The following is a 21,592-nucleotide window of genomic DNA, read 5'->3' on the forward strand; positions in this document are numbered from 1 at the left end:
GCCTCACCGCGCACGTGCCCGCCCAGGCCGGTCCGGTGGAACGTCTCGGCGCCGCCGCCCCCGCCCCCGTACAGACGCAGCCGTCGGCCCCCCGTCCCGTGGAACAGCGGGGCCCGGCGCACACCGTGGCGCACGCCGCCCCCACGCGCCCCACGGCACAGAGCGCGCCCGCGCACCCCGGCTCCGCCGGTGAGACCCCGGACGGCTACACGCCCACCGAGCGCGACCTGCCCATCATCAACCGCGGCGACACCGTGCAGGTCGAGGTGCGCGAGATGCCCGAGCCGCCGCCCGCGCCCGACGCGGAGGGCATGGGCCCGCTGTACGTCGTCGGCGATGTGCACGGCTACTTGGACGAGCTCGTCGCCGCCCTCGCCGACGAAGGCCTCATCGACGCGGACGGGCGCTGGGCCGCGGGCAACACCCGGCTGTGGTTCCTCGGCGACTTCACCGACCGCGGGCCCGACGGCATCGGCGTCATCGACCTGGTCATGCGCCTGTCCGCCGAGGCCGCCGCGGCGGGCGGCTACTGCAAGGCGCTCATGGGCAACCACGAACTGCTGCTCATCGGCGCCAAGAAGTTCGGCGACACCCCCGTCAACTCCGGCGCGGGCACCGCCACGTTCCAGGCCGCCTGGCTCCTCAACGGCGGCCAGAAGACCGACATGGAGCGCCTGGAGGACCACCACCTGCAGTGGATGGCCCGCCTCGACGCCATCGAGGAGGAGGACGGGCATCTGCTCGTGCACTCCGACACCACCGCCTACCTCGACTACGGCGACTCCATCGAAGAGGTCAACGACACCATCCACGAGGCGCTCACACGCAACGACGCGGACGAATACTGGGACCTGTTCCGCAAGTTCACCAAGCGCTTCGCCTTCCGCGACGACTCCGGCCCCGCGGCCGTACGCGAACTCCTCGACATGTACGGCGGCACCCGCATCGTCCACGGCCACAGCCCCATCCCGTACCTCCTCGGCGAGGTCGGCTCCGAGTACGACGGCGACGACGACGGCCGCCCCGTCATCGAGGGCCCGCACATCTACGCCGACGGCCTGGCCATCGCCATGGACGGCGGCGTGACCATGGCCGGAAAGCTGCTGGTCTGCCGACTCCCGCTGGAGAACTGAACGTTCACGCCTCGGCGGGCACGTCCGGGCCCGCACATCTGAACGTTCACGCGGCACGTGCCGCGTTAGCAGGATCTCGCTGGCCAGCGGGCCAATTCTGGATAACCCCTGTCACCGCGTGCCGTCACCGCTCTACCATCGCCTTATCCGTAGCAGGCTCCCCTCCGTTTCTGCCCGACGGCTCGTAGCCATGCGAGCCCCAAGCCCTACGGAGCATCGGGGGATGCACATGAACAGCGCTCCACACCTGCTCAATGAGGACCGCCCCCAGTACGAGCGGGTCCTCGATGAGGCGCTGCGCACCGCACCGAACCGCCCGGAGCTGGCCGCGGTGGGCCAGCGACTCAATCCTGAGCAACTGCGCACGATGGCTCTCAACGCCACCGCACTGATCACGGCCGCCGCCGCGGCCGAGTATCACCACTATGTGAAGGTCCGAGAGGAACTGCGCGACCCCGGACCCTCATCCTCCCCATCGATCCGGGAAGGGAACGGATCCAGTTCAAGCACGACCGAGTCCGGCTCCGGCGGAATCGGCCTCGCCACCACCATGGGCGAGGTCACCGAAACCGCGGGCGCCGGACTGGTCGCCGTGCTCGCGGTGCTCGCGCCCGTCCTCGCCGGGACGGCCGCCGCGATCTTCCTGCTCGTCGGCTACATCCTGAAGATGCTCGACCCGGAGCCCGCCTTCGCGGACACCCTGCTCACCGCCGGGTGGCTGTTCGGCGCGCTCACGGCGGGCGCGATCCTGGTCGCCGCGGTCGGCCTCCTGCTGACCGCCCTGCGCAACGGCTCCACCTCCCTCCAGGCAGGCTCGCACGACGAGCGGAACGAGGAGGTGGACCGGGCCAGGGAAGCCTGGTGCCAGGCGCTCCTGGAGCGTGGCATCCTGCCCTTCCTGCGCGAGGCGCTCACGGCCCCGGACGCCAAGACGGCGTCCGCGGCCCGCGCGTCCTCGGCAGGACCGGCCGGGCGCATGCCCCAACTCGGCTATCACAGGCCGGGATTCAGCAGCCCGGACGGCGGCTCGACGACCGGGACCCGCCCGAGCTACAGCAGCCCGGACTTCTCCAGTCCGGACTACGGCGGCCCGGAGCATCCACCGGAGTAGCCCGGCCCCCGCGGACCTTCCGCGAGGCCGCCCGGCGACTGGATCAGGCCGGTCGCCGGGGGACATGAACCGGACGTCGGTCAGTCAGGGACCGGCACCGGAGAGGACGGCCGGCAACGGCGGCCGGCCGGTCGAACACGGGCCGGAAGCCCCCGGCGTGGGGCTTTCAGTGCGCCGCTGTCGGCGGACGGCGGCGCGAAGGCCCGCCTTCGCCGCGGACGCGGCCCCGTAGCGGGGCGACCTGTGCCGGGCCTCCTCGGGGGACCCCTGTGCCCTTGCTGCCCTTGCTGCCCTTGCTGCCTCTCAGAGAATCCCCGCCTGCTTCGCCGCCCTCATCCAGTCCGGGAACTCGGACAGCAGCCGGTCGTACAGCTCCGGATCCGGCACCGTGCTGATGTCGTCCACCGCGAAGAACCCGACGTTGTCCACACGGCGGCCCGGCAGCGTGTCGAACCGTTCGAGCACCCCGTAGTTGGACTTCCCCAGCCCCACGAACTGCCAGAAGATCGGCTCCTCCACGGCGTCCCTGAGCTCCCGCTCGATCTCGTTGTCGCGGTAGACGCCCCCGTCGGAGAAGAAGAGCACCAGCGTGGGCGCGGCGGCCGGGTTCTCCCGTACGTACGCCCGGACTTGGGCGATCACCCGCTGCTCCTCGTTCTGGATGCCCACGTCCCGCATGTCGACCTGATCGTCCCGCAGGCCCTTCTTGCGCTTGCCCCGGCGGAAGATGCCGACCTCCCCGACGCGGACGTGGAACTTCAGCCAGTCAGGCAGCTCCCCGAGGCGCAGGTCGGGCAGCCGCGCCGGATGCGAGGCGAACGTCCAGGCCTGCATCTCCCCGTCGTCGTCCAACTGCGCGGCCACGGCGGCCATCCGCTCCACCACGTCGGCCACGATGCCCTTGGAGTACAGGAACGACATGGACCCGGAGGCATCGAGTACGAGAATGACGCGCGCCGTGACCCCTTCGGCACCGTGCTTGCGAAGGCTGACGGCGACCTGCTCCTTGCGCAGCGAGAGCCGCTTGCGCATGTCGACGGGGAGCTTCTCCTCGCCCTTGGTGAGGCGGGGGGTGGGGGATGGGGTGGGGGGTTGCGCCGGGGGCGCGCTCGGCGGAATGGGGACGACGGGGGCCGCAGGAGCCGAGGGGGCGACGGGCACAACCGGTGCCGCCTGAGCAGCAGGCGCGACGGGCACAACCGGTACCGCCGGAGCAACTGGCGCGACCGGCTCCTCATCATCCACCGTGATGCCGAAATCGGTGGCCAGCCCGGCAAGCCCGGAGTCGTACCCCTGCCCCACCGCCCGGAACTTCCACTGCCCGTTCCGCAGATACAACTCCCCACCTATGAACGCCGTCTCCGACGTGGCGGTCATCTCGAAGCGGGCCAACTCACCCCCCGTCGAGGCATCGAGCAACCGCAAGGTCAGCCCGGCCAACTGCCCGAACGTCCCCCCGTCGGCCGAGGCGCACAGCAACACCCGCTCGACGGCGGCCTCCAGGGACCGCAGATCCACCTCGACCGTGTCCGTGGTGACGCCGCCGGCGCTCTGCTTCCCCAGGTGCCGCACGGCACCGGACGCGTGCCGAGGCTGGTTGTAGAACACGAAGTCAGCGTCGTCACGCACGCGTCCGGCCGCGGTGAGCAGCAGCGCCGAGGCATCGGCGGTGGGCCCGCCGGGCCCCTCCCCCCAGGCGAGCTCCGCGCGCACCGCCGGCGAACCGACGGGAAGATTGGCACCCTTGCTCAAGGAACTGACAGTCATACGACCAGTCTGCCGATCTCCCCGAGGCGTGGGTACCACCTCCCGCCAATCCCCCGCCCTCAGTCGGCCAGCGGCAGATACACCCGGTTCCCGGCCGCCGCGAACTCCTTCGACTTCTGCTCCATGCCCTCCTCGATCTCCGTCTTCGTCGTGCCGTGCTCGCGCCGGATGTCCTGCGAGATCTTCATCGAGCAGAACTTCGGCCCGCACATCGAGCAGAAGTGCGCCGTCTTCGCGGGCTCGGCGGGCAGCGTCTCGTCGTGGAACTCCCGTGCCGTGACCGGGTCGAGGGCCAGGTTGAACTGGTCCTCCCAGCGGAACTCGAAGCGCGCGTCGGACAGGGCGTCGTCCCAGTCCTGCGCGCCCGGGTGCCCCTTGGCGAGGTCCGCCGCGTGCGCCGCGATCTTGTACGTGATGACGCCGGTCTTCACGTCGTCGCGGTTGGGCAGGCCGAGGTGCTCCTTGGGCGTGACGTAGCAGAGCATCGCCGTGCCCCACCAGCCGATCATCGCGGCGCCGATGCCGGAGGTGATGTGGTCGTAGGCGGGCGCGATGTCCGTGGTGAGCGGGCCGAGCGTGTAGAACGGGGCCTCCTCGCAGATCTCCTGCTGAAGGTCGATGTTCTCCTTGATCTTGTGCATCGGGACGTGACCGGGGCCCTCGATCATCGTCTGTACGTTGTGACGCTTGGCGATCTGATTGAGTTCCCCGAGCGTGCGCAACTCCGCGAACTGCGCCTCGTCGTTGGCGTCCGCGATCGACCCGGGCCTGAGGCCGTCGCCGAGCGAGTACGTCACGTCGTACGCCGCGAGGATCTCGCACAGCTCCTCGAAGTGCTCGTACAGGAAGCTCTCCTTGTGGTGCGCGAGACACCACGCCGCCATGATCGAGCCGCCGCGCGAGACGATGCCCGTCTTGCGGTTGGCGGTCAGCGGGACATACGGAAGGCGCACGCCCGCGTGCACCGTCATGTAGTCCACGCCCTGCTCGGCCTGCTCGATGACCGTGTCCTTGTAGATCTCCCAGCTCAGCTCCTCGGCCCGGCCGTCGACCTTCTCCAGGGCCTGGTAGAGCGGCACGGTGCCGATGGGCACGGGGGAGTTGCGCAGGACCCACTCGCGGGTCGTGTGGATGTTGCGGCCGGTGGACAGGTCCATGACCGTGTCGGCGCCCCACTGGGTGGCCCAGGTCATCTTGTCCACCTCCTCCTCGATGGAGGAGGTGACCGCGGAGTTGCCGATGTTGGCGTTGACCTTCACCAGGAACTTCTTGCCGATGATCATCGGCTCGATCTCCGGGTGGTTCACGTTCGCGGGCAACACGGCCCGGCCCGCGGCGATCTCGTCCCGTACGACCTCGGGCGCCATGCTCTCCCGGATGGCCACGTACTCCATCTCCGGCGTGATCTCCCCGCGCCGCGCGTACGCGAGCTGCGTCACCGCCTGGCCCCCGCGGCCCCGGCGCGGCTGCCGCGGGCGGCCGGGGAAGACCGCGTCGAGGTTGCGCAGGCCGCCACGGGGCGAGGTGTGCTTGATGCCGTCGTCCTCGGGGCGGACCGGGCGGCCCGCGTACTCCTCGGTGTCGCCTCGGGCGATGATCCAGTTCTCCCGGAGCGGCGCGAGGCCCCTGCGGACGTCGGTGTCGATGTTCGGGTCGGTGTACGGCCCCGAGGTGTCGTACAGCGTCACGGCCTTGCCGTTGGTGAGGTGCACCTGGCGGACCGGCACCCGCAGGTCGGAGCGCGAGCCCTCGGGGCCCGTCACATAACCCTTGTGCCAGCCGATGGACTTCCCGGCCTCCGCACCGTCGGTGCTCGCGCCCGCGTTCGCGCCCTCGGCGCTCCCGTCGGCGCTTCCGTCGCTGCTGGAGGCAGGCGTGCGTGCGTCCTTGATGGTCATGAGACCTACTCCCTACGCCGGCATTACCCGGTAACAGGTTCGGCGGTCGACGCAGCGGCTTCCGTACGGTACGAACCGGTTTGTGGCCGTTCGTACGGAGGTCAGCGCCCTCTCAGCCCGGTGCTCCGAGCTCCCGCGATTGCAAAGGTGCCTCCACGCTAGCGTCCTGTCGGGCGCGGTGAACAGAGGGCCCCCACCGTTCTTGCGATGATCGGGCCGTGACCACCACACAGCCGCCCACCGGACCCCCCGCCCCGGAGCCGCACGGCCACTCCCACAGCCACGGCCCCGCAGCCCCCGTGTCCCAGCATCTGCGCAAGGTCATCGCCGCCGTCCTGATCCCCTTCGCCACCGCGGTCCTCGTCGGCCTCGTGGTGCTGTGGCCCGGCGGGGCCCCGACCCACGAGCGCACCGGAGTCGGCTTCGACCGGCAGACCCAGTCGGCCACCGTGACCAAGGTGGACAAGCTCCCCTGCAAGGACCTCAACGCCTCGCAGACCCCGCCCAACGGCGACACCTCCACCGCCGAGGGCCAGTCCGCGCAGTCCCGCGCGGAGGGCACCTGCGGCCGGGCCACGGTCAAGGTCACCAGCGGCCCGGACAAGGGCCGCACCTTCACCGAGGTCGTCCAGCCGGACTCGCCCCGGCAACTGCGCGCGGGCCAGGACGTGGTGGTCGCCTATGAGCCCAAGGCCCCCAAGGACCTGCAGTACTCGGTCACCGACGTGAACCGCAAGCTCCCGATGGCCCTGCTCGCCGGCATCTTCGCCCTGGCCGTCGTCGTGGTGGGACGGCTGCGCGGCGTCATGGCCCTGGTCGCCCTCGCGGTGAGCTTCCTGGTCCTGACCTTCTTCATCCTCCCCGCGATCCTGCAGGGCTCGAACCCCCTGGTCGTCGCCGTGATCGGCGCGAGCGCCATCATGCTGTGCGCGCTCTACATGTGCCACGGCCTGACGGCGCGCACCTCGGTCGCGGTGCTCGGCACCCTGATCTCCCTCCTGCTCATCGGGCTGCTCGGCTCCCTGTTCATCGGCTGGGCCTCCCTGACCGGCAACACGGACGACAACACCGGTCTGATCCACGGCCTCTACCCCGACATCGACATGAGCGGCCTGCTGCTCGCGGGCGTCATCATCGGCTCGCTCGGCGTCCTCGACGACGTCACCGTCACCCAGACCTCCGCGGTCTGGGAGCTGCACCAGGCCAACCCGTCGATGGGCTGGCGCGGCCTGTACCGCGCGGGCATCCGCATCGGCCGCGACCACATCGCCTCGGTCGTCAACACCCTCGTCCTCGCCTACGCGGGCGCCGCCCTCCCCCTCCTGCTGCTCTTCTCCATCGCCCAGAGCAGCGTGGGCACCGTCGCCAACAGCGAACTGGTCGCCGAGGAGATCGTCCGCACCCTCATCGGCTCCATCGGTCTCGTCGCCTCCGTCCCCGTCACCACCGCCCTCGCCGCCCTGGTCGTCTCCGCCGACCGCTCAGGCCCCGGCCCCGCCCCGGCAGAGACCCCCACGGCCCCGCCGTCCGGCACCGTGCCCTCCATGCCCTCTACGCCCCCAGCCCCCTCCGCCCGGCCGACGCCCCGCCGCCCCTCCCTCGCCGGAAAGGGCCGCCGCCGCAAGACGTGACGCCGGGGCGTCGGGACGCCGTGACGCCGCCGAACCACGAGCCGGTGACGCCACGAAGCCGTGACGCCATGCAGCCGTGACGCCATACAACTGTGGCGCTGTGACGCTGCGCAGCAGCGATGCCATGAAATGCCCTGATCTGCCAGCGACCAGAGCCCTTTGAGGAACCGTCCGGCCCCCTCAGCCCGCGCTCTGCTCCTCCGCGAGGATCCGGTCCAGGGCCTCGTCGAGATGCGTCTCGAAGTCGACGAGCGTCCGCTCCTGCCCCAGCGGAACCAGCTTGTCCGTCCGGTCGAGGAAGGCGAGCAGCGGCGGGATGCCCACCCTGAACAGCGCGTGATCCTGACCCACTTGAAGCCGGATCAGCACCTCGTCCGAGTGCTCGGGGTCGATCGGCGCGATCCGCACATCCCCGTCCCCGCACGCCCCGCCCACCCCGTCGGCCAGGAGCTCCCGCCCGAAGGCCCAGGTCACCGGGACATCGCCGGGGAGGTGGAAGGTCAGCCGCACGGCATAGGGATCGCGCGTCTCGTAACCCAGCTCCACCGGGATGCGGAACGACAGCTCCTCCGACACAAGGAAGCTCATCATGACCTCTGCCTGGACCGACTCGCGCATCGCCGCCTACCCCGTCATTAGCCTGGTGGTGGCAGGAACCAACTCCCTGACACTCATGGCATCTTGCTTAACGTACACACCAGATCACAAGGAGTGAGTTTTCAGATGCTGATAGAGAAGGCGAGTGTCCTTAGTAGCTTTCCGAGCTCCTCCTGCAACAGCCGTGTCGCCGGCACCAGACGGCTCGCCTGCGACGACGGAACGGAGATCGCCACCGTGGCCGCGGTGGTGCCCACCGTGACCGGGATCGCGGCACAGACCGTCCCGAGCGCGTACTCCTGATACTCCGCCACCGGTGTCATCCGCCCCACCGCTTCCAGCCGCCTCAGGAACGTCCGGTCGTCACGCACCGTGTTCGGGGTGAGGGAGCGGACCGGATGGCGGGCGAGGTGGTCCCGCCGTGCCGCGTCGTCGAGTTGGGCGAGGAGGCACTGTCCGATCGCGTGGGCGTGGCCGGTCTCGCGGAAGTCGGCCCACTCCTCGACGGCCGGGTTGCCCGCGGTGTCGGCGACGGACACGATCTCGATCTCGCCGTCGCGGTAGATGGCGAAGTACACGGGCACGCCGATGGCGTCGCGCCAGTGCTCCAGGGTTTCACCGATCATGGCTCGGCGGTTCTGCTCCACCGCTCCCGCGCTCAGCCGCTCCGCCGCGTCGCCGAGCACGAACACGCCCTTCTCCCGGCGCAGATAGCCCTCGTGGCTCAGGGTCCGCAACAGGTGGTACGCGGTCGGCAGGGCCAGGCCCGCCTCGCGGGCGAGCTGCTTCGCGGGGGCTCCGCCGGGGTGCGTGGCGGCCGCCTCCAGGAGGCGCATGGCCCGCTGCACGGAGCCGATGAGGGTGGGGCCGACGCCCGCCGGGGCCGCAGTGGATGCTCCGGGGCGGCTGCCCGTAAGGAGACCTCTGTTCAGGGGAGTTGACCGGCCATCGCCCGAAATGGCTTCGCCTTCGGTGTCGGTGGACTGGACGTCCGGGGGTGCGTCGTCAACCGAGGCCATGGGTCACTCCCGAAGCACAGGGGGGACCACCCGTGCCCGGGGGCAACGAGTGGGGGGTAGTGGGCCCGCCTACGGGGATCGCCCCCGCGTCGGTTTTCGGACTCTAACCCTTGGCCACCGGTGAGGGGCGCTGTGACAGAAAACTTCCCCCTGGGGAGGGAACCCTTGCTTTCCCTTTCACCAGTCGCTACAGAACTTCACCAGTCGCTTCGGGACGAGGACGAGCTGGATATGAACTTCCGTACGACGTAGACGAGTCCGCCCACCAGGGCCACGAACAGCAGTAGCTTGAAGAGCAGGGTGAAGACGAAGCCGACGACGCTCGCTATCAGCCCGCCGAAGACCACCAGCGCGATGACCGGCACCGCGATCCACTTCACCCACCACGGCATACCCGCGAAGATCTCTCGCATTGCCCTCGTCCTTACCTTTCTCCGCAGATTCTGTGACCGCCCGCGCTTCGACCGCGCTACGACAGCTGTCGCGGTGCCACGGGATCTCCGCGACCGCAGGGAAACTCCGCTCCTGTGCAGATTTCCCACTTCACGCATTCGATGCTAGGTCGGAAAAAGCCAGTTCGGGGCCGTGCGATCCCTTGTCCTCCCCTGACTCGCCCCCTAGGGAACCCTGAGGCCAAGGCCCTGAGAGCCGGGAGAGGGGCCCCGGAGAGCCGCGGGAGCGGAACCCCGCGAGCAGGCGAAGGTCACCGCTCCGGCGGCGAGAACACCACAAGAACCCGCAGGTCCTCGCTGATGTGGTGGAACTTGTGGGGCACACCGGCCGGCACGTACACCACGCTGCCGCGGGCGACCTCCGTCGTCTCCATCCCGACCGTGATCGAAGCGCGGCCGCTGACGACCATGTACACCTCGTCCTGCCGGTGCGGCTGCTGCGGGTCGCTGTCGCCCGCGTCCAGCGCGTAGAGCCCGACCGACATGTTCCGCTCCCGCAGAAACTGCAGATACGCGCCGTCGTTCGCGGCTCGCTCCGCCTCCAGCTCGTCCAGTCGGAATGCCTTCATCGCTCTTCTGCGCCCCTTGCCCCAGGTCGTGGACCGACCACTGTTTCCTCACGTCTGCCACGATCAGACACATGAAGAATTTCGTAGTCAAGACGATCGCCAACGCCGCGGCCCTGGCCGTGGCCGTGTGGCTGCTCGACAAGATCACGCTCACCGGCGACAGCACCGGTGAGAAGACCCTCACGCTGCTCGTCGTCGCCCTGCTGTTCGGCCTGGTGAACTTCGTGGTCAAGCCCGTGGTGCAGGTCCTGACCTTCCCCCTGTTCGTCCTGACCCTCGGCCTGATCACACTGGTGGTCAACGCCCTGATGCTGCTCCTCACCTCGTGGCTGGCCGACAAGCTCGACGTCAGCTTCCACGTCGAGGGGTTCTGGACCGCCGTATTGGGTGGCCTGATCATTTCGATCGTGTCCTGGGCGATGAACGTCGCCCTCCCCGACCACAAGGACTGACCCCACCCCATGCCCCACGCCTCCGCGCCCGCGCCGTCCACCGGCTCCGTCCCCGCGCCGTACGCCGTGTGCTTCGTCTGCACCGGCAACATCTGCCGCTCGCCCATGGCCGCGTCGGTCTTCCGCGCGCTCGTCCGTGACGCGGGCCTGGACGGACTCGTCGTGGTGGACAGCGCGGGCACCGACGGCTGGCACGAGGGCGACCCCGCCGACCCCCGCACCGACGCCGTGCTGAAGTCCGCGGGCTACGAGACCGGCCACGCGGCCCGCCAGTTCCAGGCGGACTGGTTCGCCGGGCGCGACCTGGTGATCGCCCTGGACCGCGGCCACCAGCGCACCCTGCGCCGCCTCGCCCCCACCCCGGCGGACGCGGACAAGGTGCGCCTGCTGCGCTCGTACGACCCGGAGGCCGACGGCGACCTGGACGTGCCCGACCCGTACTACGGCGACGCCGAGGGCTTCGCGGAGTGCCTGACCATGGTGGAGGCGGCGAGCGAGGGCCTGCTCGACGCGGTACGGGACGCGATGGAGGGACGAGCGGCATGACGGACGAGCAGCGGATACCGGGGCGCGCCCCCGCGCACGCCGACGAAAGCGCCGGTGCGCCCCTGACCGGCGAGGACCACCCCACGCCTCCGCCCGGCGACGGCACCCGGGCGGTGCGGGCCGGTCTCCCCGACCCGGCGAAGTACGAGCCGACCCTCCCGGGCCCCGTGTTCGCCGCGCACTTCCACCTCCCCGGCGAGCCGACCGGCCCGTACACCTACGGCCGCGACGAGAACCCGACCTGGACCCACCTGGAGCGCGCCATCGGGGAACTCGAATCCCCCGCGGACGACTCCGTGGAGACCCTGGTCTTCGCGTCCGGCATGGCCGCGATCTCGGCGGTGCTCTTCTCCCAGCTCCGCGCGGGCGACGCCGTGGTGCTGCCGGACGACGGCTATCAGGCGCTGCCGCTGGTGCGTGAGCAGCTCACGGCGTACGGCATCGAGGTCCGCACCGCGCCCACCGGCGGCGACGCGCAGCTCGACGTCCTCGACGGCGCCCGGCTCCTGTGGCTCGAGACGCCCTCCAACCCCGGCCTCGACGTGTGCGACGTACGCCGCCTCGCCGATGCCGCCCACGCGCGCGGCGCCCTGGTCGCCGTCGACAACACCCTCGCCACCCCGCTCGGCCAGCGCCCCCTGGACCTCGGTGCGGACTTCTCCGTGGCCAGCGGCACCAAGCAGCTCTCCGGGCACGGGGATCTCCTGCTCGGGTACGTGGCCTGCCGCGACGCCGAGCTGACGGCCGCCGTCCGGCGCTGGCGCAAGATCGTCGGCGCCATCCCGGGCCCCATGGAGGCCTGGCTCGCCCACCGCTCGCTCGCGACGCTCCAGCTGCGGGTCGACCGGCAGAACGCGAACGCCCTGGCCCTGGCCGAGGCCCTGCGCGACCGCGCCGACGTGACCGGCCTGCGCTATCCCGGCCTGCCCGACGACCCCTCGTACAAGCTCGCGGCGCGGCAGATGCGGCGCTTCGGGTGCGTGGTGTCCTTCGAACTGCCCTCACGCGCGCGTGCCGAGCGTTTTCTCGACGCGCTGCGGCTCGTGGACGACGCGACGAGCTTCGGGGGCGTGCGGTCCACCGCCGAGCGGCGAGGCCGCTGGGGCGGGGACGCCGTTCCGGAAGGCTTCATCCGCTTCTCTGCGGGTGCGGAGGACGCGGACGACCTGGTGGCGGACGTACTGCGGGCGCTGGACGAGGCGAGCGCCTGACGCGGGCCTGAACACGGGCCTCTTCCGCGGTCGACGGAACCTCCGCCGCGGTCTCTCCCCCGCAGCCTCTCCGTCGCGCCCAGACGAACCGTTTCGGCTACGTACAACGGACAGTCCGAGCCTCCCCCCTCGTGGCTCGGACTGTCCCGGTTCCGCGCGCGAAGAACCGCGCGAACAAGGCTAGTTGACTCTGTGTCAGTGTCCAATCACGGTAGCGACAGCAACCTATCGACAAATTTATAGTTGGGCGGGCGCCGGGGGCCGACAGGGGGAGCTGAAGGAGTAGGTGGCGACATGGATCTGGCCCTGCTGCGGACCTTTGTGACCGTGCACCGGGCGGGGTCCTTCACCCGGGCCGCGGCGCTCCTCGGCCTGTCCCAGCCCGCGGTGACCTCGCAGATCCGCACGCTGGAGCGGCAGGTGGGCCGCCCGCTCTTCCTGCGCCAGGCCCGCGGCGTGACCCCCACGACCACGGGCGACGAACTCGCCCACAAGGCAGCACCGCACCTCGACGCGCTCGTCGAGATCGCCGAGACCGGGATCGACAAGGACTCGTCGGTCCGTACGCTCCACCTGGCCGGGCCACCGGAGTTCACCGCCGAACGCGCCCTGCCCGCCCTCACCGCGCTGACCGGCGACGACGGCCATGGCCTCGCACTGCGCGCCTCGTTCGGCAACGCGGAGGAGGTCCTGGAAGGGCTCGCTGCCGGGCATCACGACCTGGCGATCACCACGGCCCGCCCGCGCGGCGCCCTGCTCACCGCGACCCCCCTGTGCGACGAGGAGCACGTCCTGGTCGCCGCGCCGCACTGGGCTGCCCGGATCGGCCCCGGCAAGCTGCGCCGCAAGGGCGCGGGCACGGTGGAGAACCTGCCGGTGGTCGAGGTGCACGAGTCGCTGCCGCTCGTCTCGCGCTACTGGGCCGCCGTCTTCGACTCCCGGCCCGCCGCGTCGGGCACCGTGATCGTGCCGGACCTGCGGGCCGTGCTCGCCTGTGCGACCACGGGCGCGGGGCTCGCCGTCCTGCCGCGCTATCTGTGCGCCACCGCCCTCAAGAACGGCGAGGTCGTGGCGCTGCTCGAACCGGCGGTGCCGCCCCTGCGGACCTACTTCCTCGTCGTACGTACCGGCACGCTCGCCATGCCGCACATCGCGCGGGCGCACGAATGGCTGCTGCGTGCTGCCGCCGAGTGGACGTGAGGACGGTCCGGCAGGGTCGCGATGTTTCACGTGGAACAGTCCGGGCCACATTTCTCCCATGACCGTCCGACCCGTGGTCAAGCGCACCGCACGTGCCGTCCTCCTCGACGGGGACGACCTGATCCTCATCAAGCGGACCAAGCCCGGCGTGGATCCGTACTGGCTCACCCCGGGCGGCGGTGTCGAGGAAGAGGACGCGACCGTCGTCGACGCGCTCCACCGGGAAGTGCACGAGGAGCTGGGCGCCAAGATCGTCGACGTGGTGCCGTGCTTCGTGGACACCGTCGAGCACATCGGCGAGGACGGCGGCGCGACCGGCGTGAAGGTGCAGCACTTCTTCGTCTGTCGCCTGGAGTCCATGGACCTCGCCCTGCGGCACGGCCCCGAGATCGACGAACCCGCCGGTGAGTACGAGATCGTGCGGGTGCCGTTCACCCGGGTCGGGATCGCCTCGGTGCATCTGGTGCCGCTGTCGCTGCGGCACTATCTGGACGGGAACATCGAGGGCGTACGGGCGATGCACGCCCCCGACCTGAGCTGAAGGCCAGACCTGGGCTGACCGCCCTGACGTGGTCTGACCGCCCTGACCTGGACCGCGTGCCCGGACCGCGTGCCCGTGTGCGCGCGGATCAGTCGCTCGCCGCGACCAGTTCCTCCACCGAGTCGTGCCGGATGCGGCCGACCGGGATACCCACGTCCCGCAGCGCGTCCACGCCACTGCGGATCATCCCGGGCGGGCCCGAGAGATACGCGTCGTACTCGTTCCACGGTCCGTACTCGCGCACGGCGTCGGGGAGTTGGGCCCGGTTGTCGACGACCGGGCGGACGGCCAGCCACGGGTGGGTCTGCTGGAGGCGCAGCATCGTGTCGATGTCGTACAGGTCGTGGTCGGTGCGCGCTCCGTAGAAGACCTCGACCGGGCGCCGCCTGCCGTGCTCGGCGACGTCCTCCACCAGCGCCTTGATGGGCGCTATGCCGGTCCCCCCGCCCAGACACAGCAGTCCGCTGTCGGTCGAGTGGTCCACGGTCATCGAACCGGCCGGCGGACCGAGCCGGACCACATCACCGGGGCGGGCGCGGTGCACCAGGGCGTTGGAGACCCAGCCCGCCGGGACGGCCTTCACATGGAAGGAGAGCAGTCCGTCGGAGCGGGGCGCCGAAGCGAAGGAGTAGTGCCGCCATATCCGCGGCCACCAGGGCGTTTCCAGGCTCGTGTACTGCCCCGCGAGGAACGGGTAGGGCTGGTCGGGGCGGACGGTGATGACAGCGATGTCAGGTGTGCGGAGGTCGTGCGAGACGACCTCCGCGTACCACCAGGCGGGCGCCCGCAGTTCGTCCTCGGCGGCCGCGTCGATCATGACCTGGGAGATCGTCGTGTACGCCCGGACCCAGGCGGCCTCGGTCTCCTCGTCCCAACTGCCGCTCGCGTACCGGCTCAACGCGCCGATCAGGCACTCCCCGACGGCCGGGTAGTGCTCGGGCTGGGTGCCGTACTTGCGGTGTCCGCGGCCGAGATTGCGCAGATACGAGACGAGTACGTCGGTGTGGTCGATGTTCTCCGCGGCGGTGAGCAGCGCCTTGAGGAGCCGATCGCGCTGGGTGTCCATCGCGGCCGGGAACAGGACGCGCAGGTCGGGGTGGCGGGTGAACAGGAGCGCGTAGAAGTACGAGGTGACCTTGTCGGAGACAGGTGCGATCTCGGCCATCGTGCGCTGGACGAGGAGGGCGTCGGGGGAGGCGGTCGACTGGCTGGGGGTGGGGTCGTCGGGGGCCGGGACGGGGGTGTCGATGCGGGTGTCCGCGTGCGTGTGCCCGTGCGTGTCGGCGGCCGCTTCGGCGTGTGTGTCGGCGACTGGTGCGTCCGGCGTCGGCGCGGTCTCGGCATCCGCGGCGTCCACGACCGCGTCCTCCTCGGCCACCGCGTGCGCGACGTCCTCATCCGCATCCGCGTACATCACCTGCGACTGGGGCACCGTCGCGGATATTCGCCCCGCGCCCGGCTCCGCCGCGTCCGTGGCCGCCGGTCTGCCGAGGGGCCGTATCGCCGACACCCGCCGCCCGGAGGGCGCCTCCCTGGGCTCGTCCTCGGGTTCGGGCGCCGACCCGTCCTGCTCCGCCGCCGGAGGCGCCTGCGCACCCTCCTGAGGCGTCGGCGACCTGCGTGGCGTGAACCAGCCGCCAGAACCGCCGCTGTCCCCGGAAGAGCCGTTGCCCGCCGACGTGGTGGTCGGAGCGTCCATGCTGTGCCTCGCCTCGAACATCTCTCGGTCGGTCGTGCACTTCCTCAGCGAAAGGTGCGTGCTTCCCTCGCTCTGTCTCGCCGGCCCATCTCGATCACATTGAACCCCGGCGCCCCAAGACCTACGGACAAGTAGGGAGAGAATGTGACATTGGCCGCAGTCACCTCATCCGCAGCATCGCAGCCGCGTCCATTGTGCGGAGCGCAAAGCCGGAAGTACGGGTTCTCGATCTCCCTACCCCGTTAAGCTTTGTTGATCTGCGTCCGCGCCCCTCAGTTGCGCCTCCCACGCCCCTGGCTCGAACCGTTCTCCACCCCTGGCTTGAACCGGAGTCGACCATACCGGCCGCCGCTCGGCGCACAAGTACCCTTCCTTCACTCGGAATTCAAAGCTCCACCCCCATCAATTGCCTCGATTACCGGCGTGCGCACCAATTCGTACGCCTTCCGCAAATCGCGCCCGACATACGCATGTGTGGCCAGGTCGATCAGCCGCGGATCCGCGTTGACCGCCACCGAAACGGGCATCGCGGTGAACAGGTCCAGGTCGGACAGTGAGTCTCCGTACGCGACGCAATCGGCCGGGCTCACCCCGAACTCTTCACAGAGACGGTTCGCGACCTTCACCTTGGCCGCCGGGTCGAGGATGCCCGCGGGGCTCACGGGCTCGGTGAACGGCACGGCCGGGAAGCGCGAGCCGTACGCGGCATGGGCGCCCCACCCCAGAAGGCGCTCCACGAAGAACGACGGGGAGAGCGAGACCACGGCGCAGTAGTCGCCGTTCGCACGGATCTGCGCCCAGGTGTCCCGGATGCCGCCCAGCCACGGCGCCCCCTCGAAGGCCGCCGTCACATGGGCGTCGGTGAGGTCTGCCCACAGCGCGTGCACCCGCACCGCGTACTGCGGGGAGTCGATACGCCCGGCGATGAAGTCCCGCTCAAGCTCCGCGATCTCCCGCTCCAGGCCGAGCTGACGGGAGATCTCCACGGGCGCGGCGGTGCCGTACAGCAGCGTGCCGTCCAGGTCGAAGAGGTGTAGGCGTGCCATGTACGCCGAGGCTAGTACCCGCGGTTACTCCCGCTGTCAGACGCCCCGGCGCGCTCCTCCCGGCACCGTGTTTCACGTGAAACTACGCCGCCCCGCACGCCGGGCCACCCTCGTCGTCCACGTCGCCGCCTCCGCCGGCTGGCTCGGGCTCACGCTCGGCCTCGTCGCGCTCGCCGCGGCCGCGATCACCACCGATTCCGCCCCGACCATCGAGGCCTCCGTCCGCTCGATGAAGGTCTTCACCGACTGGCTCGTGCTCCCGCTGGCCTTCCTCACGCTGCTGAGCGGGGTCCTGCTCTCGCTGGGCACACCCTGGGGCCTGGCACAGCACCGTTGGGTCTATACGAAGTTCTGGCTGACCCTGGCCACCGTGACCGCGTCGACCTTCGCGCTGCGGCCGGGCGTCAACGACGCGGCCGCGACAGTGTCCGCCGGAGAACAGCTGGCCGGCTCGACCGACCTCATCACCGGGCCCATCGTCTCGATGAGCGCATATCTGTTCATGACGGTCATCTCGGTCCTCAAGCCCTGGGGCCTGACCCGACGCGGTCGGCGCCTGCGCGCCACGCACCGCACTGACCAGAAACAACTTGGCCAAAAGCAGCGTGCTTCTACCCACAAAAAGGTGGACGCCGAGGTCATGCGTCAGACAGCCTGACCCGCGTGTCGACACCTACCCTCTCCGCTCTGCCCATCCGCAGGCTGACTCCCCGTGATCTCACGGCCTGCGCCGATCTGTCCGAGGACCGCGGCTGGCCCCGCGAGGAACACAAATGGGGCCTGCTGCTCTCGGCCGGAACGGGCTACGGCATCGACGACCCCGACGGCCCCGGCCTGATCGCCGTGTGCGTCGTCACCCAGTACGGACCCCATGAGAACCCCGGGCTCTCGGCGATCGGCATGGTGCTGGTCGCCGAGCGTCATGCCCGCAAGGGCATCGGCCGCCATCTGATGCGCAACGTCATCGAGGCCGCCAGCACCACCCCGCTCACCCTGCACGCGACCCCGAACGGCCGTCCCCTCTACGAACAGCTCGGCTTCAAGACGACCGGCCGCGCCGAGATGGTCTCCGGCCGCTTCACGCCCGCCACCTCGGACCATCAGGCTCCGGGCATCTCCACCCGGGCGGCGACCGCCGAGGACCTGCCCACCCTCGTCAGGCTCGACACAGAGGTCTTCGGCCTCGACCGCACCCCTGTACTGACCCGCCTCCCTGCGTTCACCGACCAGCTGAGGGTCGCGGAGGCCGACGGCGAGATCATCGGCTACGCGGGCGCGTGGCCGAACATGGAAACCCACGTCGTAGGCCCGCTGATCGCCCGGGACACGGAGACGGCGAAGGCACTCATCACGTCCCTCGCAGCCCACACCGACCGGCCGTTGCGCACCGACATCGACGTACGCCACGAGGAACTGCTCACCTGGGTCAAGGCGCGCGGCCTGGAGCCCGTCGCGTTCAACGCCGTGATGACGTACGGCATCCCGGAGCTGCCCGGTGACTGGACCCGCCGATTCGCCCCGTTGACGGTCGCCGCGGGCTGACGCCCACGGGCCCGCCGCGAGCGAGCACGTCGAAGCCCGCCCTCAAGTGCCATGGTGTTTCCGGCACTTGAGGGCGGGCTTCGTCGCGACCTGTACGTGACCGCTCGGAGCTACGCGAGGTTCCGCACGGCCGTCGTCGCGAACTCGTGGTCCTGCTCGGGGGCGCCGCCACCGACGCCGATCGCGCCGATCAGGCGGCCGTCGCGGTGCACGGGCACGCCGCCCGCGATGAACAGCAACGGCCGGTCGAGGGCGGTCGGCAGGGTGTGGAACGGCGCGCCGGGCTGCACCGCGTCGACGAGGTCGGCGGTCGGGGCGTTCAGCTGAAGCGCGGTGAACGCCTTGCGGGTGCTGGTCTCACCGGAGATCAGCACGGCCCGGTCGTCGCGCCGGAAGGCCAGGAGGTGGCCACCGGCGTCGAGGACGGTGATGCTGACCGTGACGTCCGCGGCCTCGGCGGCACGGCGGGCGGCGGTCACGAGGACCTCGGCGTCACCGGTGGTCAGCGGGGCGACGGCGGCGGTGGGGGTGGTGCTCATGAGGGGTTTCTCCTTGGGGGTTCTGCCGGGATGGTGAGGGATCCGGCGTGGGGTGCGGGATCCCGGGGTGGGGCTGGGGTGGGGTCGTGCGCGGTCGCCGGGGTGGGCCCGGATCCGGGGTCGTGTGGGATGTGGTCAGTGGTGGACGGGCGTCGGGGCCTCGGCCAGGGGCACGGCGCCGGCGACGACCTTGCCGGGGGAGGTGGACCGGCGCTCCAGGGCGGCCGAGAGGACAGCCAGGCCGAGGGCGGAGGCGGCGAGTGCGGCGCCCACCCAGTTCGGGGCCGTGTAGCCGAAGCCTGCCGAGATCACGAAGCCGCCGAGCCAGGCCGCGAGTGCGTTGCCGAGGTTGAAGGCGCCGATGTTGGCGGCGGAGGCGAGCGTCGGAGCCGCGGCGGCCTGGTCGAGGACCCGCTTCTGCAGCGGCGGCACGGTGGCGAAGCCGAGGGCGCCGATCAGCGCGACGGAGACGGCTGCCGCGACCTTGTTGTGCGCGGTGACCGTGAACAGGGCGAGCACGACGGCGAGGGCGCCGAGCGAGACGTACAGCATCGGCATCAGCGCGCGGTCGGCGAACTTGCCGCCGATCAGGTTGCCGCCGACCATGCCGAGGCCGAAGAGGACGAGGAGCCAGGTCACGGAGGAGTCCGCGTAGCCGGCGACGTCCGTCATCATCGGCGTGATGTAGGTGATGGCCGCGAAGACGCCGCCGAAGCCGAGGACGGTCATCGCCATGGCGAGCAGCACCTGTACGTTCCGGAAGGCACCCACCTCGTCGCGGAGCCGTACGCCTTCGGGCTTGGGCAGGTCCGGCACGAGCTTGGCGATACCGGCGAGGCCGAGCACGCCGAGGGCGGCGACGATGACGAAGGTGACGCGCCAGCCGATGGCCTGGCCGACGAACGTGCCGAGCGGGACACCGACCACGTTGGCCACCGTCAGACCCGTGAACATCATGGCGATCGCACCCGCCTTCTTCTCCGGGGCGACGAGCTCGGCCGCGACGACCGAACCGATCCCGAAGAAGGCGCCGTGGGCGAGCGAGGCGACGACACGGCCCGCGAGCATCACTCCGAAGCTGGGGGCGACAGCGGAGAGCAGATTGCCCGCGATGAAGAGACCCATCAAGAGCATCAGCATCCGCTTGCGGGAGATCCGCTGGCCGAGGACGGTCATGAGCGGGGCTCCGGCGACGACACCGAGGGCGTAGCCGGTGACGAGCAGACCGGCGGTCGGGATGGAGACGTCGAAGTCACCCGCGACCTCGGGCAGCAATCCCATGATCACGAATTCTGTGGTGCCGATTCCGAAGGCCCCGATCGCGAGGGCCAGAAGCGCGAGAGGCATGGAACTACCTTCCAAACGGTTGCAAGGGCGCTTAACGTGCGTCCACAATAGTTGCATGCGCGGGTTAATTGCAAGCGCCGGATATTGCAGCAGTGGACTATCCTGGACGCAGCCGCTCAAGGACGCGGGCAGCGGCCGGTCACGGACGCGGGAAGTCACCCGGGCCACGGGACCCGTCCGAGCCGCGAGAAGGCGTCCGGGACGCAGGAAGACGGAGGAAAAGTCATGACAGCGACAGACCCCGCACTCACCGCCCTCGCCCAGGGCTGGTGCGCTCTCTCCCTGCTCCACGGGAAGATCGAGGCCCATGTCGAGCGGGCCCTGCAGGCCAAGCACGGCCTGAGCGTGCGGGAGTACAGCCTGCTCGACGTCCTGAACCGCCAGCACGACGGCGAGGGCGGCCATCTGCAGATGAAGCAGGTCGCCGACGCCGTCGTCCTCAGTCAGAGCGCCACCACCCGCCTGGTCACCCGCCTCGAGGAGCGCGGACTCCTCTCGCGCTACCTGTGCCCCACCGACCGGCGCGGCATCTACACGGAGGTCAGCGAGAGCGGGGCCGCGCTCCTCGGCGAGGCCCGGCCCACCAATGACGCGGCGCTGCGGGAAGCCCTGGACGAGGCCGCCAAGAACCCCGAGCTGGCGCCGCTGGTCCAGGCGGTCGAGGCGGTCCGCACGCCCGTCTAGGTCTGCCCGCCGGCCCCGGGCCCGTCCGCCGAGGCCCGCCCGCCTGGGCCCGTCCGCCCGATCGGCGTCCGCATAGGCTGCGGCCATGGGAGATCTTGAGATACGACCCGCCGTTCCCGATGACATCCCCGCGATCGTGGCGATGCTCGCCGACGACCCCCTGGGCGCCCAGCGCGAGTCCCCGGACGACCTCACGCCCTATCTGGCGGCGTTCGAGCGACTCGCCGAGGACCCGAACCAGAACGTGGTCGTCGCCGTGCGCGAGGGCCGCGTGGTGGGCACGTTGCAGCTCACCATCGTGCCGGGCCTCTCCCGCAAGGGCGCGGTCCGGTCGATCATCGAGGCCGTCCGCGTGCACGCCGATGAGCGGGGCAGCGGGCTCGGCACCCGCTTCATCGAGTGGGCCGTCGACGAGTCCCGGCGGCAGGGCTGCCAGTTGGTGCAGCTGACCTCGGACGTCAAGCGCACCGACGCACACCGCTTCTACGAGCGCCTGGGCTTCACTGCCTCGCACGTGGGCTTCAAGCTTCAGCTCTGAACGTGCGGGCGCGGCCTTCAGCTCTGATGGTGCGGGGGCGCGGGCATCAGCTTCGACCGTGGGGGCACGG

General features: G+C 70.5%; 22 protein-coding genes. 12 read left to right on the forward strand and 10 right to left on the reverse strand.

Features of this window, described 5'->3' with window-relative positions; translation table 11 throughout:
• Positions 1-98 precede the first annotated feature (98 nt).
• Both ACZ6AA_RS12890 and ACZ6AA_RS12895 read left to right on the forward strand, forming a co-directional pair.
• Positions 99-1,133 (forward strand): metallophosphoesterase, encoded by a 1,035-nt coding sequence (locus tag ACZ6AA_RS12890; protein ID WP_468454295.1) that lies wholly within the window; start codon positions 99-101, stop codon positions 1,131-1,133.
• A 223-nt stretch (positions 1,134-1,356) separates the two neighbouring features.
• The gene (locus ACZ6AA_RS12895; protein ID WP_468453811.1) at positions 1,357-2,244 is read left to right on the forward strand and encodes a hypothetical protein; all 888 of its coding nucleotides are present in this window, start codon (positions 1,357-1,359) and stop codon (positions 2,242-2,244) included.
• 303 nt (positions 2,245-2,547) lie between these two features.
• On the opposite strand, the gene ACZ6AA_RS12900 is transcribed toward ACZ6AA_RS12895, so the two are convergent.
• Positions 2,548-4,011, reverse strand: a complete 1,464-nt coding sequence (locus ACZ6AA_RS12900; protein ID WP_471457949.1) for a VWA domain-containing protein — start codon at positions 4,009-4,011, stop codon at positions 2,548-2,550.
• A 59-nt stretch (positions 4,012-4,070) separates the two neighbouring features.
• Positions 4,071-5,909, reverse strand: a complete 1,839-nt coding sequence (gene thiC, locus ACZ6AA_RS12905) for a phosphomethylpyrimidine synthase ThiC (RefSeq protein WP_471457951.1) — start codon at positions 5,907-5,909, stop codon at positions 4,071-4,073.
• Positions 5,910-6,127: 218 nt separating this feature from the next.
• On the opposite strand from thiC, the gene ACZ6AA_RS12910 reads away from it, so the two are divergent.
• Complete coding sequence (locus ACZ6AA_RS12910) at positions 6,128-7,540, forward strand: YibE/F family protein (protein ID WP_468453821.1); 1,413 nt, start codon at positions 6,128-6,130, stop codon at positions 7,538-7,540.
• A gap of 180 nt (positions 7,541-7,720) precedes the next feature.
• On the opposite strand, the gene ACZ6AA_RS12915 is transcribed toward ACZ6AA_RS12910, so the two are convergent.
• The 4 genes from ACZ6AA_RS12915 to ACZ6AA_RS12930 form a co-directional block, all read right to left on the reverse strand.
• On the reverse strand, positions 7,721-8,158 hold the full coding sequence (locus tag ACZ6AA_RS12915) for an SsgA family sporulation/cell division regulator (RefSeq protein WP_468453823.1): 438 nt from the start codon (positions 8,156-8,158) through the stop codon (positions 7,721-7,723).
• Between the two features lie 101 nt (positions 8,159-8,259).
• Positions 8,260-8,985, reverse strand: a complete 726-nt coding sequence (locus tag ACZ6AA_RS12920) for an IclR family transcriptional regulator (RefSeq protein WP_468454297.1) — start codon at positions 8,983-8,985, stop codon at positions 8,260-8,262.
• A gap of 368 nt (positions 8,986-9,353) precedes the next feature.
• Positions 9,354-9,569: a DUF5326 family protein gene (locus tag ACZ6AA_RS12925; protein WP_030357806.1), complete on the reverse strand. Its 216-nt coding sequence runs from the start codon at positions 9,567-9,569 to the stop codon at positions 9,354-9,356.
• Between the two features lie 290 nt (positions 9,570-9,859).
• On the reverse strand, positions 9,860-10,177 hold the full coding sequence (locus ACZ6AA_RS12930) for a cupin domain-containing protein (protein WP_030357805.1): 318 nt from the start codon (positions 10,175-10,177) through the stop codon (positions 9,860-9,862).
• A 71-nt stretch (positions 10,178-10,248) separates the two neighbouring features.
• On the opposite strand from ACZ6AA_RS12930, the gene ACZ6AA_RS12935 reads away from it, so the two are divergent.
• From ACZ6AA_RS12935 to ACZ6AA_RS12955, 5 genes are all read left to right on the forward strand, one after another.
• Entirely contained in the window at positions 10,249-10,629 is a 381-nt protein-coding gene (locus ACZ6AA_RS12935) for a phage holin family protein (protein WP_468453825.1), read from the forward strand.
• Positions 10,630-10,638: 9 nt separating this feature from the next.
• Positions 10,639-11,175, forward strand: coding sequence for a low molecular weight protein-tyrosine-phosphatase (locus tag ACZ6AA_RS12940; RefSeq protein ID WP_468453827.1), 537 nt, complete (start codon positions 10,639-10,641; stop codon positions 11,173-11,175).
• Positions 11,172-12,386: a cystathionine gamma-lyase gene (locus ACZ6AA_RS12945; protein WP_468453829.1), complete on the forward strand. Its 1,215-nt coding sequence runs from the start codon at positions 11,172-11,174 to the stop codon at positions 12,384-12,386. Before ACZ6AA_RS12940 ends, ACZ6AA_RS12945 begins: the two co-directional genes overlap by 4 nt.
• A gap of 294 nt (positions 12,387-12,680) precedes the next feature.
• The gene (locus ACZ6AA_RS12950; RefSeq protein WP_468453831.1) at positions 12,681-13,586 is read left to right on the forward strand and encodes a LysR family transcriptional regulator; all 906 of its coding nucleotides are present in this window, start codon (positions 12,681-12,683) and stop codon (positions 13,584-13,586) included.
• A 58-nt stretch (positions 13,587-13,644) separates the two neighbouring features.
• A complete protein-coding gene (locus ACZ6AA_RS12955) occupies positions 13,645-14,127 on the forward strand; it encodes an NUDIX domain-containing protein (protein ID WP_471457954.1) in 483 nt (160 codons plus the stop codon).
• An 88-nt stretch (positions 14,128-14,215) separates the two neighbouring features.
• Here the strand turns inward: ACZ6AA_RS12955 and ACZ6AA_RS12960 are convergent, their stop codons facing one another.
• Positions 14,216-15,826, reverse strand: a complete 1,611-nt coding sequence (locus ACZ6AA_RS12960) for a globin domain-containing protein (protein WP_471457956.1) — start codon at positions 15,824-15,826, stop codon at positions 14,216-14,218.
• Between the two features lie 374 nt (positions 15,827-16,200).
• Positions 16,201-16,872, reverse strand: a complete 672-nt coding sequence (locus tag ACZ6AA_RS12965) for an HAD family hydrolase (protein ID WP_468453837.1) — start codon at positions 16,870-16,872, stop codon at positions 16,201-16,203.
• 76 nt (positions 16,873-16,948) lie between these two features.
• Between ACZ6AA_RS12965 and ACZ6AA_RS12970 the strand changes: the two genes are divergently transcribed.
• Both ACZ6AA_RS12970 and ACZ6AA_RS12975 read left to right on the forward strand, forming a co-directional pair.
• Complete coding sequence (locus tag ACZ6AA_RS12970) at positions 16,949-17,530, forward strand: DUF2269 domain-containing protein (RefSeq protein WP_468454299.1); 582 nt, start codon at positions 16,949-16,951, stop codon at positions 17,528-17,530.
• 5 nt (positions 17,531-17,535) lie between these two features.
• Positions 17,536-18,414, forward strand: coding sequence for a GNAT family N-acetyltransferase (locus ACZ6AA_RS12975; RefSeq protein ID WP_468453839.1), 879 nt, complete (start codon positions 17,536-17,538; stop codon positions 18,412-18,414).
• Between the two features lie 110 nt (positions 18,415-18,524).
• On the opposite strand, the gene ACZ6AA_RS12980 is transcribed toward ACZ6AA_RS12975, so the two are convergent.
• Together ACZ6AA_RS12980 and ACZ6AA_RS12985 are read right to left on the reverse strand one after the other, a co-directional pair.
• Entirely contained in the window at positions 18,525-18,953 is a 429-nt protein-coding gene (locus ACZ6AA_RS12980) for a GlcG/HbpS family heme-binding protein (protein ID WP_471457958.1), read from the reverse strand.
• 135 nt (positions 18,954-19,088) lie between these two features.
• On the reverse strand, positions 19,089-20,300 hold the full coding sequence (locus tag ACZ6AA_RS12985; RefSeq protein WP_471457960.1) for an MFS transporter: 1,212 nt from the start codon (positions 20,298-20,300) through the stop codon (positions 19,089-19,091).
• 225 nt (positions 20,301-20,525) lie between these two features.
• Here ACZ6AA_RS12985 and ACZ6AA_RS12990 point away from each other — a divergent pair, with 225 nt between their 5' ends.
• Positions 20,526-20,984 carry a MarR family winged helix-turn-helix transcriptional regulator gene (locus ACZ6AA_RS12990; RefSeq protein WP_471457962.1) on the forward strand — a complete coding sequence of 153 codons (459 nt, stop codon included), beginning with the start codon at positions 20,526-20,528 and terminating at the stop codon, positions 20,982-20,984.
• 85 nt (positions 20,985-21,069) lie between these two features.
• Positions 21,070-21,522 carry a GNAT family N-acetyltransferase gene (locus ACZ6AA_RS12995; RefSeq protein ID WP_468453847.1) on the forward strand — a complete coding sequence of 151 codons (453 nt, stop codon included), beginning with the start codon at positions 21,070-21,072 and terminating at the stop codon, positions 21,520-21,522.
• Positions 21,523-21,592 lie beyond the last annotated feature (70 nt).

This window comes from Streptomyces sp. NPDC040610 (assembly GCF_055594065.1).

What these genes read in the sequence shown, in the direction of transcription:
- ACZ6AA_RS12935 (WP_468453825.1), top strand. Translation starts at nt 10,249, where the DNA reads ATGAAGAATTTCGTAGTCAAGACGATCGCCAACGCCGCGGCCCTGGCC.
- ACZ6AA_RS12925 (WP_030357806.1), bottom strand. Translation starts at nt 9,569, where the DNA reads ATGCGAGAGATCTTCGCGGGTATGCCGTGGTGGGTGAAGTGGATCGCG.
- ACZ6AA_RS12955 (WP_471457954.1), top strand. Translation starts at nt 13,645, where the DNA reads ATGACCGTCCGACCCGTGGTCAAGCGCACCGCACGTGCCGTCCTCCTC.
- ACZ6AA_RS12895 (WP_468453811.1), top strand. Translation starts at nt 1,357, where the DNA reads ATGCACATGAACAGCGCTCCACACCTGCTCAATGAGGACCGCCCCCAG.
- ACZ6AA_RS12900 (WP_471457949.1), bottom strand. Translation starts at nt 4,011, where the DNA reads ATGACTGTCAGTTCCTTGAGCAAGGGTGCCAATCTTCCCGTCGGTTCG.
- ACZ6AA_RS12965 (WP_468453837.1), bottom strand. Translation starts at nt 16,872, where the DNA reads ATGGCACGCCTACACCTCTTCGACCTGGACGGCACGCTGCTGTACGGC.
- ACZ6AA_RS12930 (WP_030357805.1), bottom strand. Translation starts at nt 10,177, where the DNA reads ATGAAGGCATTCCGACTGGACGAGCTGGAGGCGGAGCGAGCCGCGAAC.
- ACZ6AA_RS12980 (WP_471457958.1), bottom strand. Translation starts at nt 18,953, where the DNA reads ATGAGCACCACCCCCACCGCCGCCGTCGCCCCGCTGACCACCGGTGAC.
- ACZ6AA_RS12985 (WP_471457960.1), bottom strand. Translation starts at nt 20,300, where the DNA reads ATGCCTCTCGCGCTTCTGGCCCTCGCGATCGGGGCCTTCGGAATCGGC.
- ACZ6AA_RS12915 (WP_468453823.1), bottom strand. Translation starts at nt 8,158, where the DNA reads ATGCGCGAGTCGGTCCAGGCAGAGGTCATGATGAGCTTCCTTGTGTCG.
- ACZ6AA_RS12940 (WP_468453827.1), top strand. Translation starts at nt 10,639, where the DNA reads ATGCCCCACGCCTCCGCGCCCGCGCCGTCCACCGGCTCCGTCCCCGCG.
- ACZ6AA_RS12960 (WP_471457956.1), bottom strand. Translation starts at nt 15,826, where the DNA reads ATGGACGCTCCGACCACCACGTCGGCGGGCAACGGCTCTTCCGGGGAC.
- ACZ6AA_RS12945 (WP_468453829.1), top strand. Translation starts at nt 11,172, where the DNA reads ATGACGGACGAGCAGCGGATACCGGGGCGCGCCCCCGCGCACGCCGAC.
- thiC (WP_471457951.1), bottom strand. Translation starts at nt 5,909, where the DNA reads ATGACCATCAAGGACGCACGCACGCCTGCCTCCAGCAGCGACGGAAGC.
- ACZ6AA_RS12950 (WP_468453831.1), top strand. Translation starts at nt 12,681, where the DNA reads ATGGATCTGGCCCTGCTGCGGACCTTTGTGACCGTGCACCGGGCGGGG.
- ACZ6AA_RS12990 (WP_471457962.1), top strand. Translation starts at nt 20,526, where the DNA reads ATGACAGCGACAGACCCCGCACTCACCGCCCTCGCCCAGGGCTGGTGC.
- ACZ6AA_RS12995 (WP_468453847.1), top strand. Translation starts at nt 21,070, where the DNA reads ATGGGAGATCTTGAGATACGACCCGCCGTTCCCGATGACATCCCCGCG.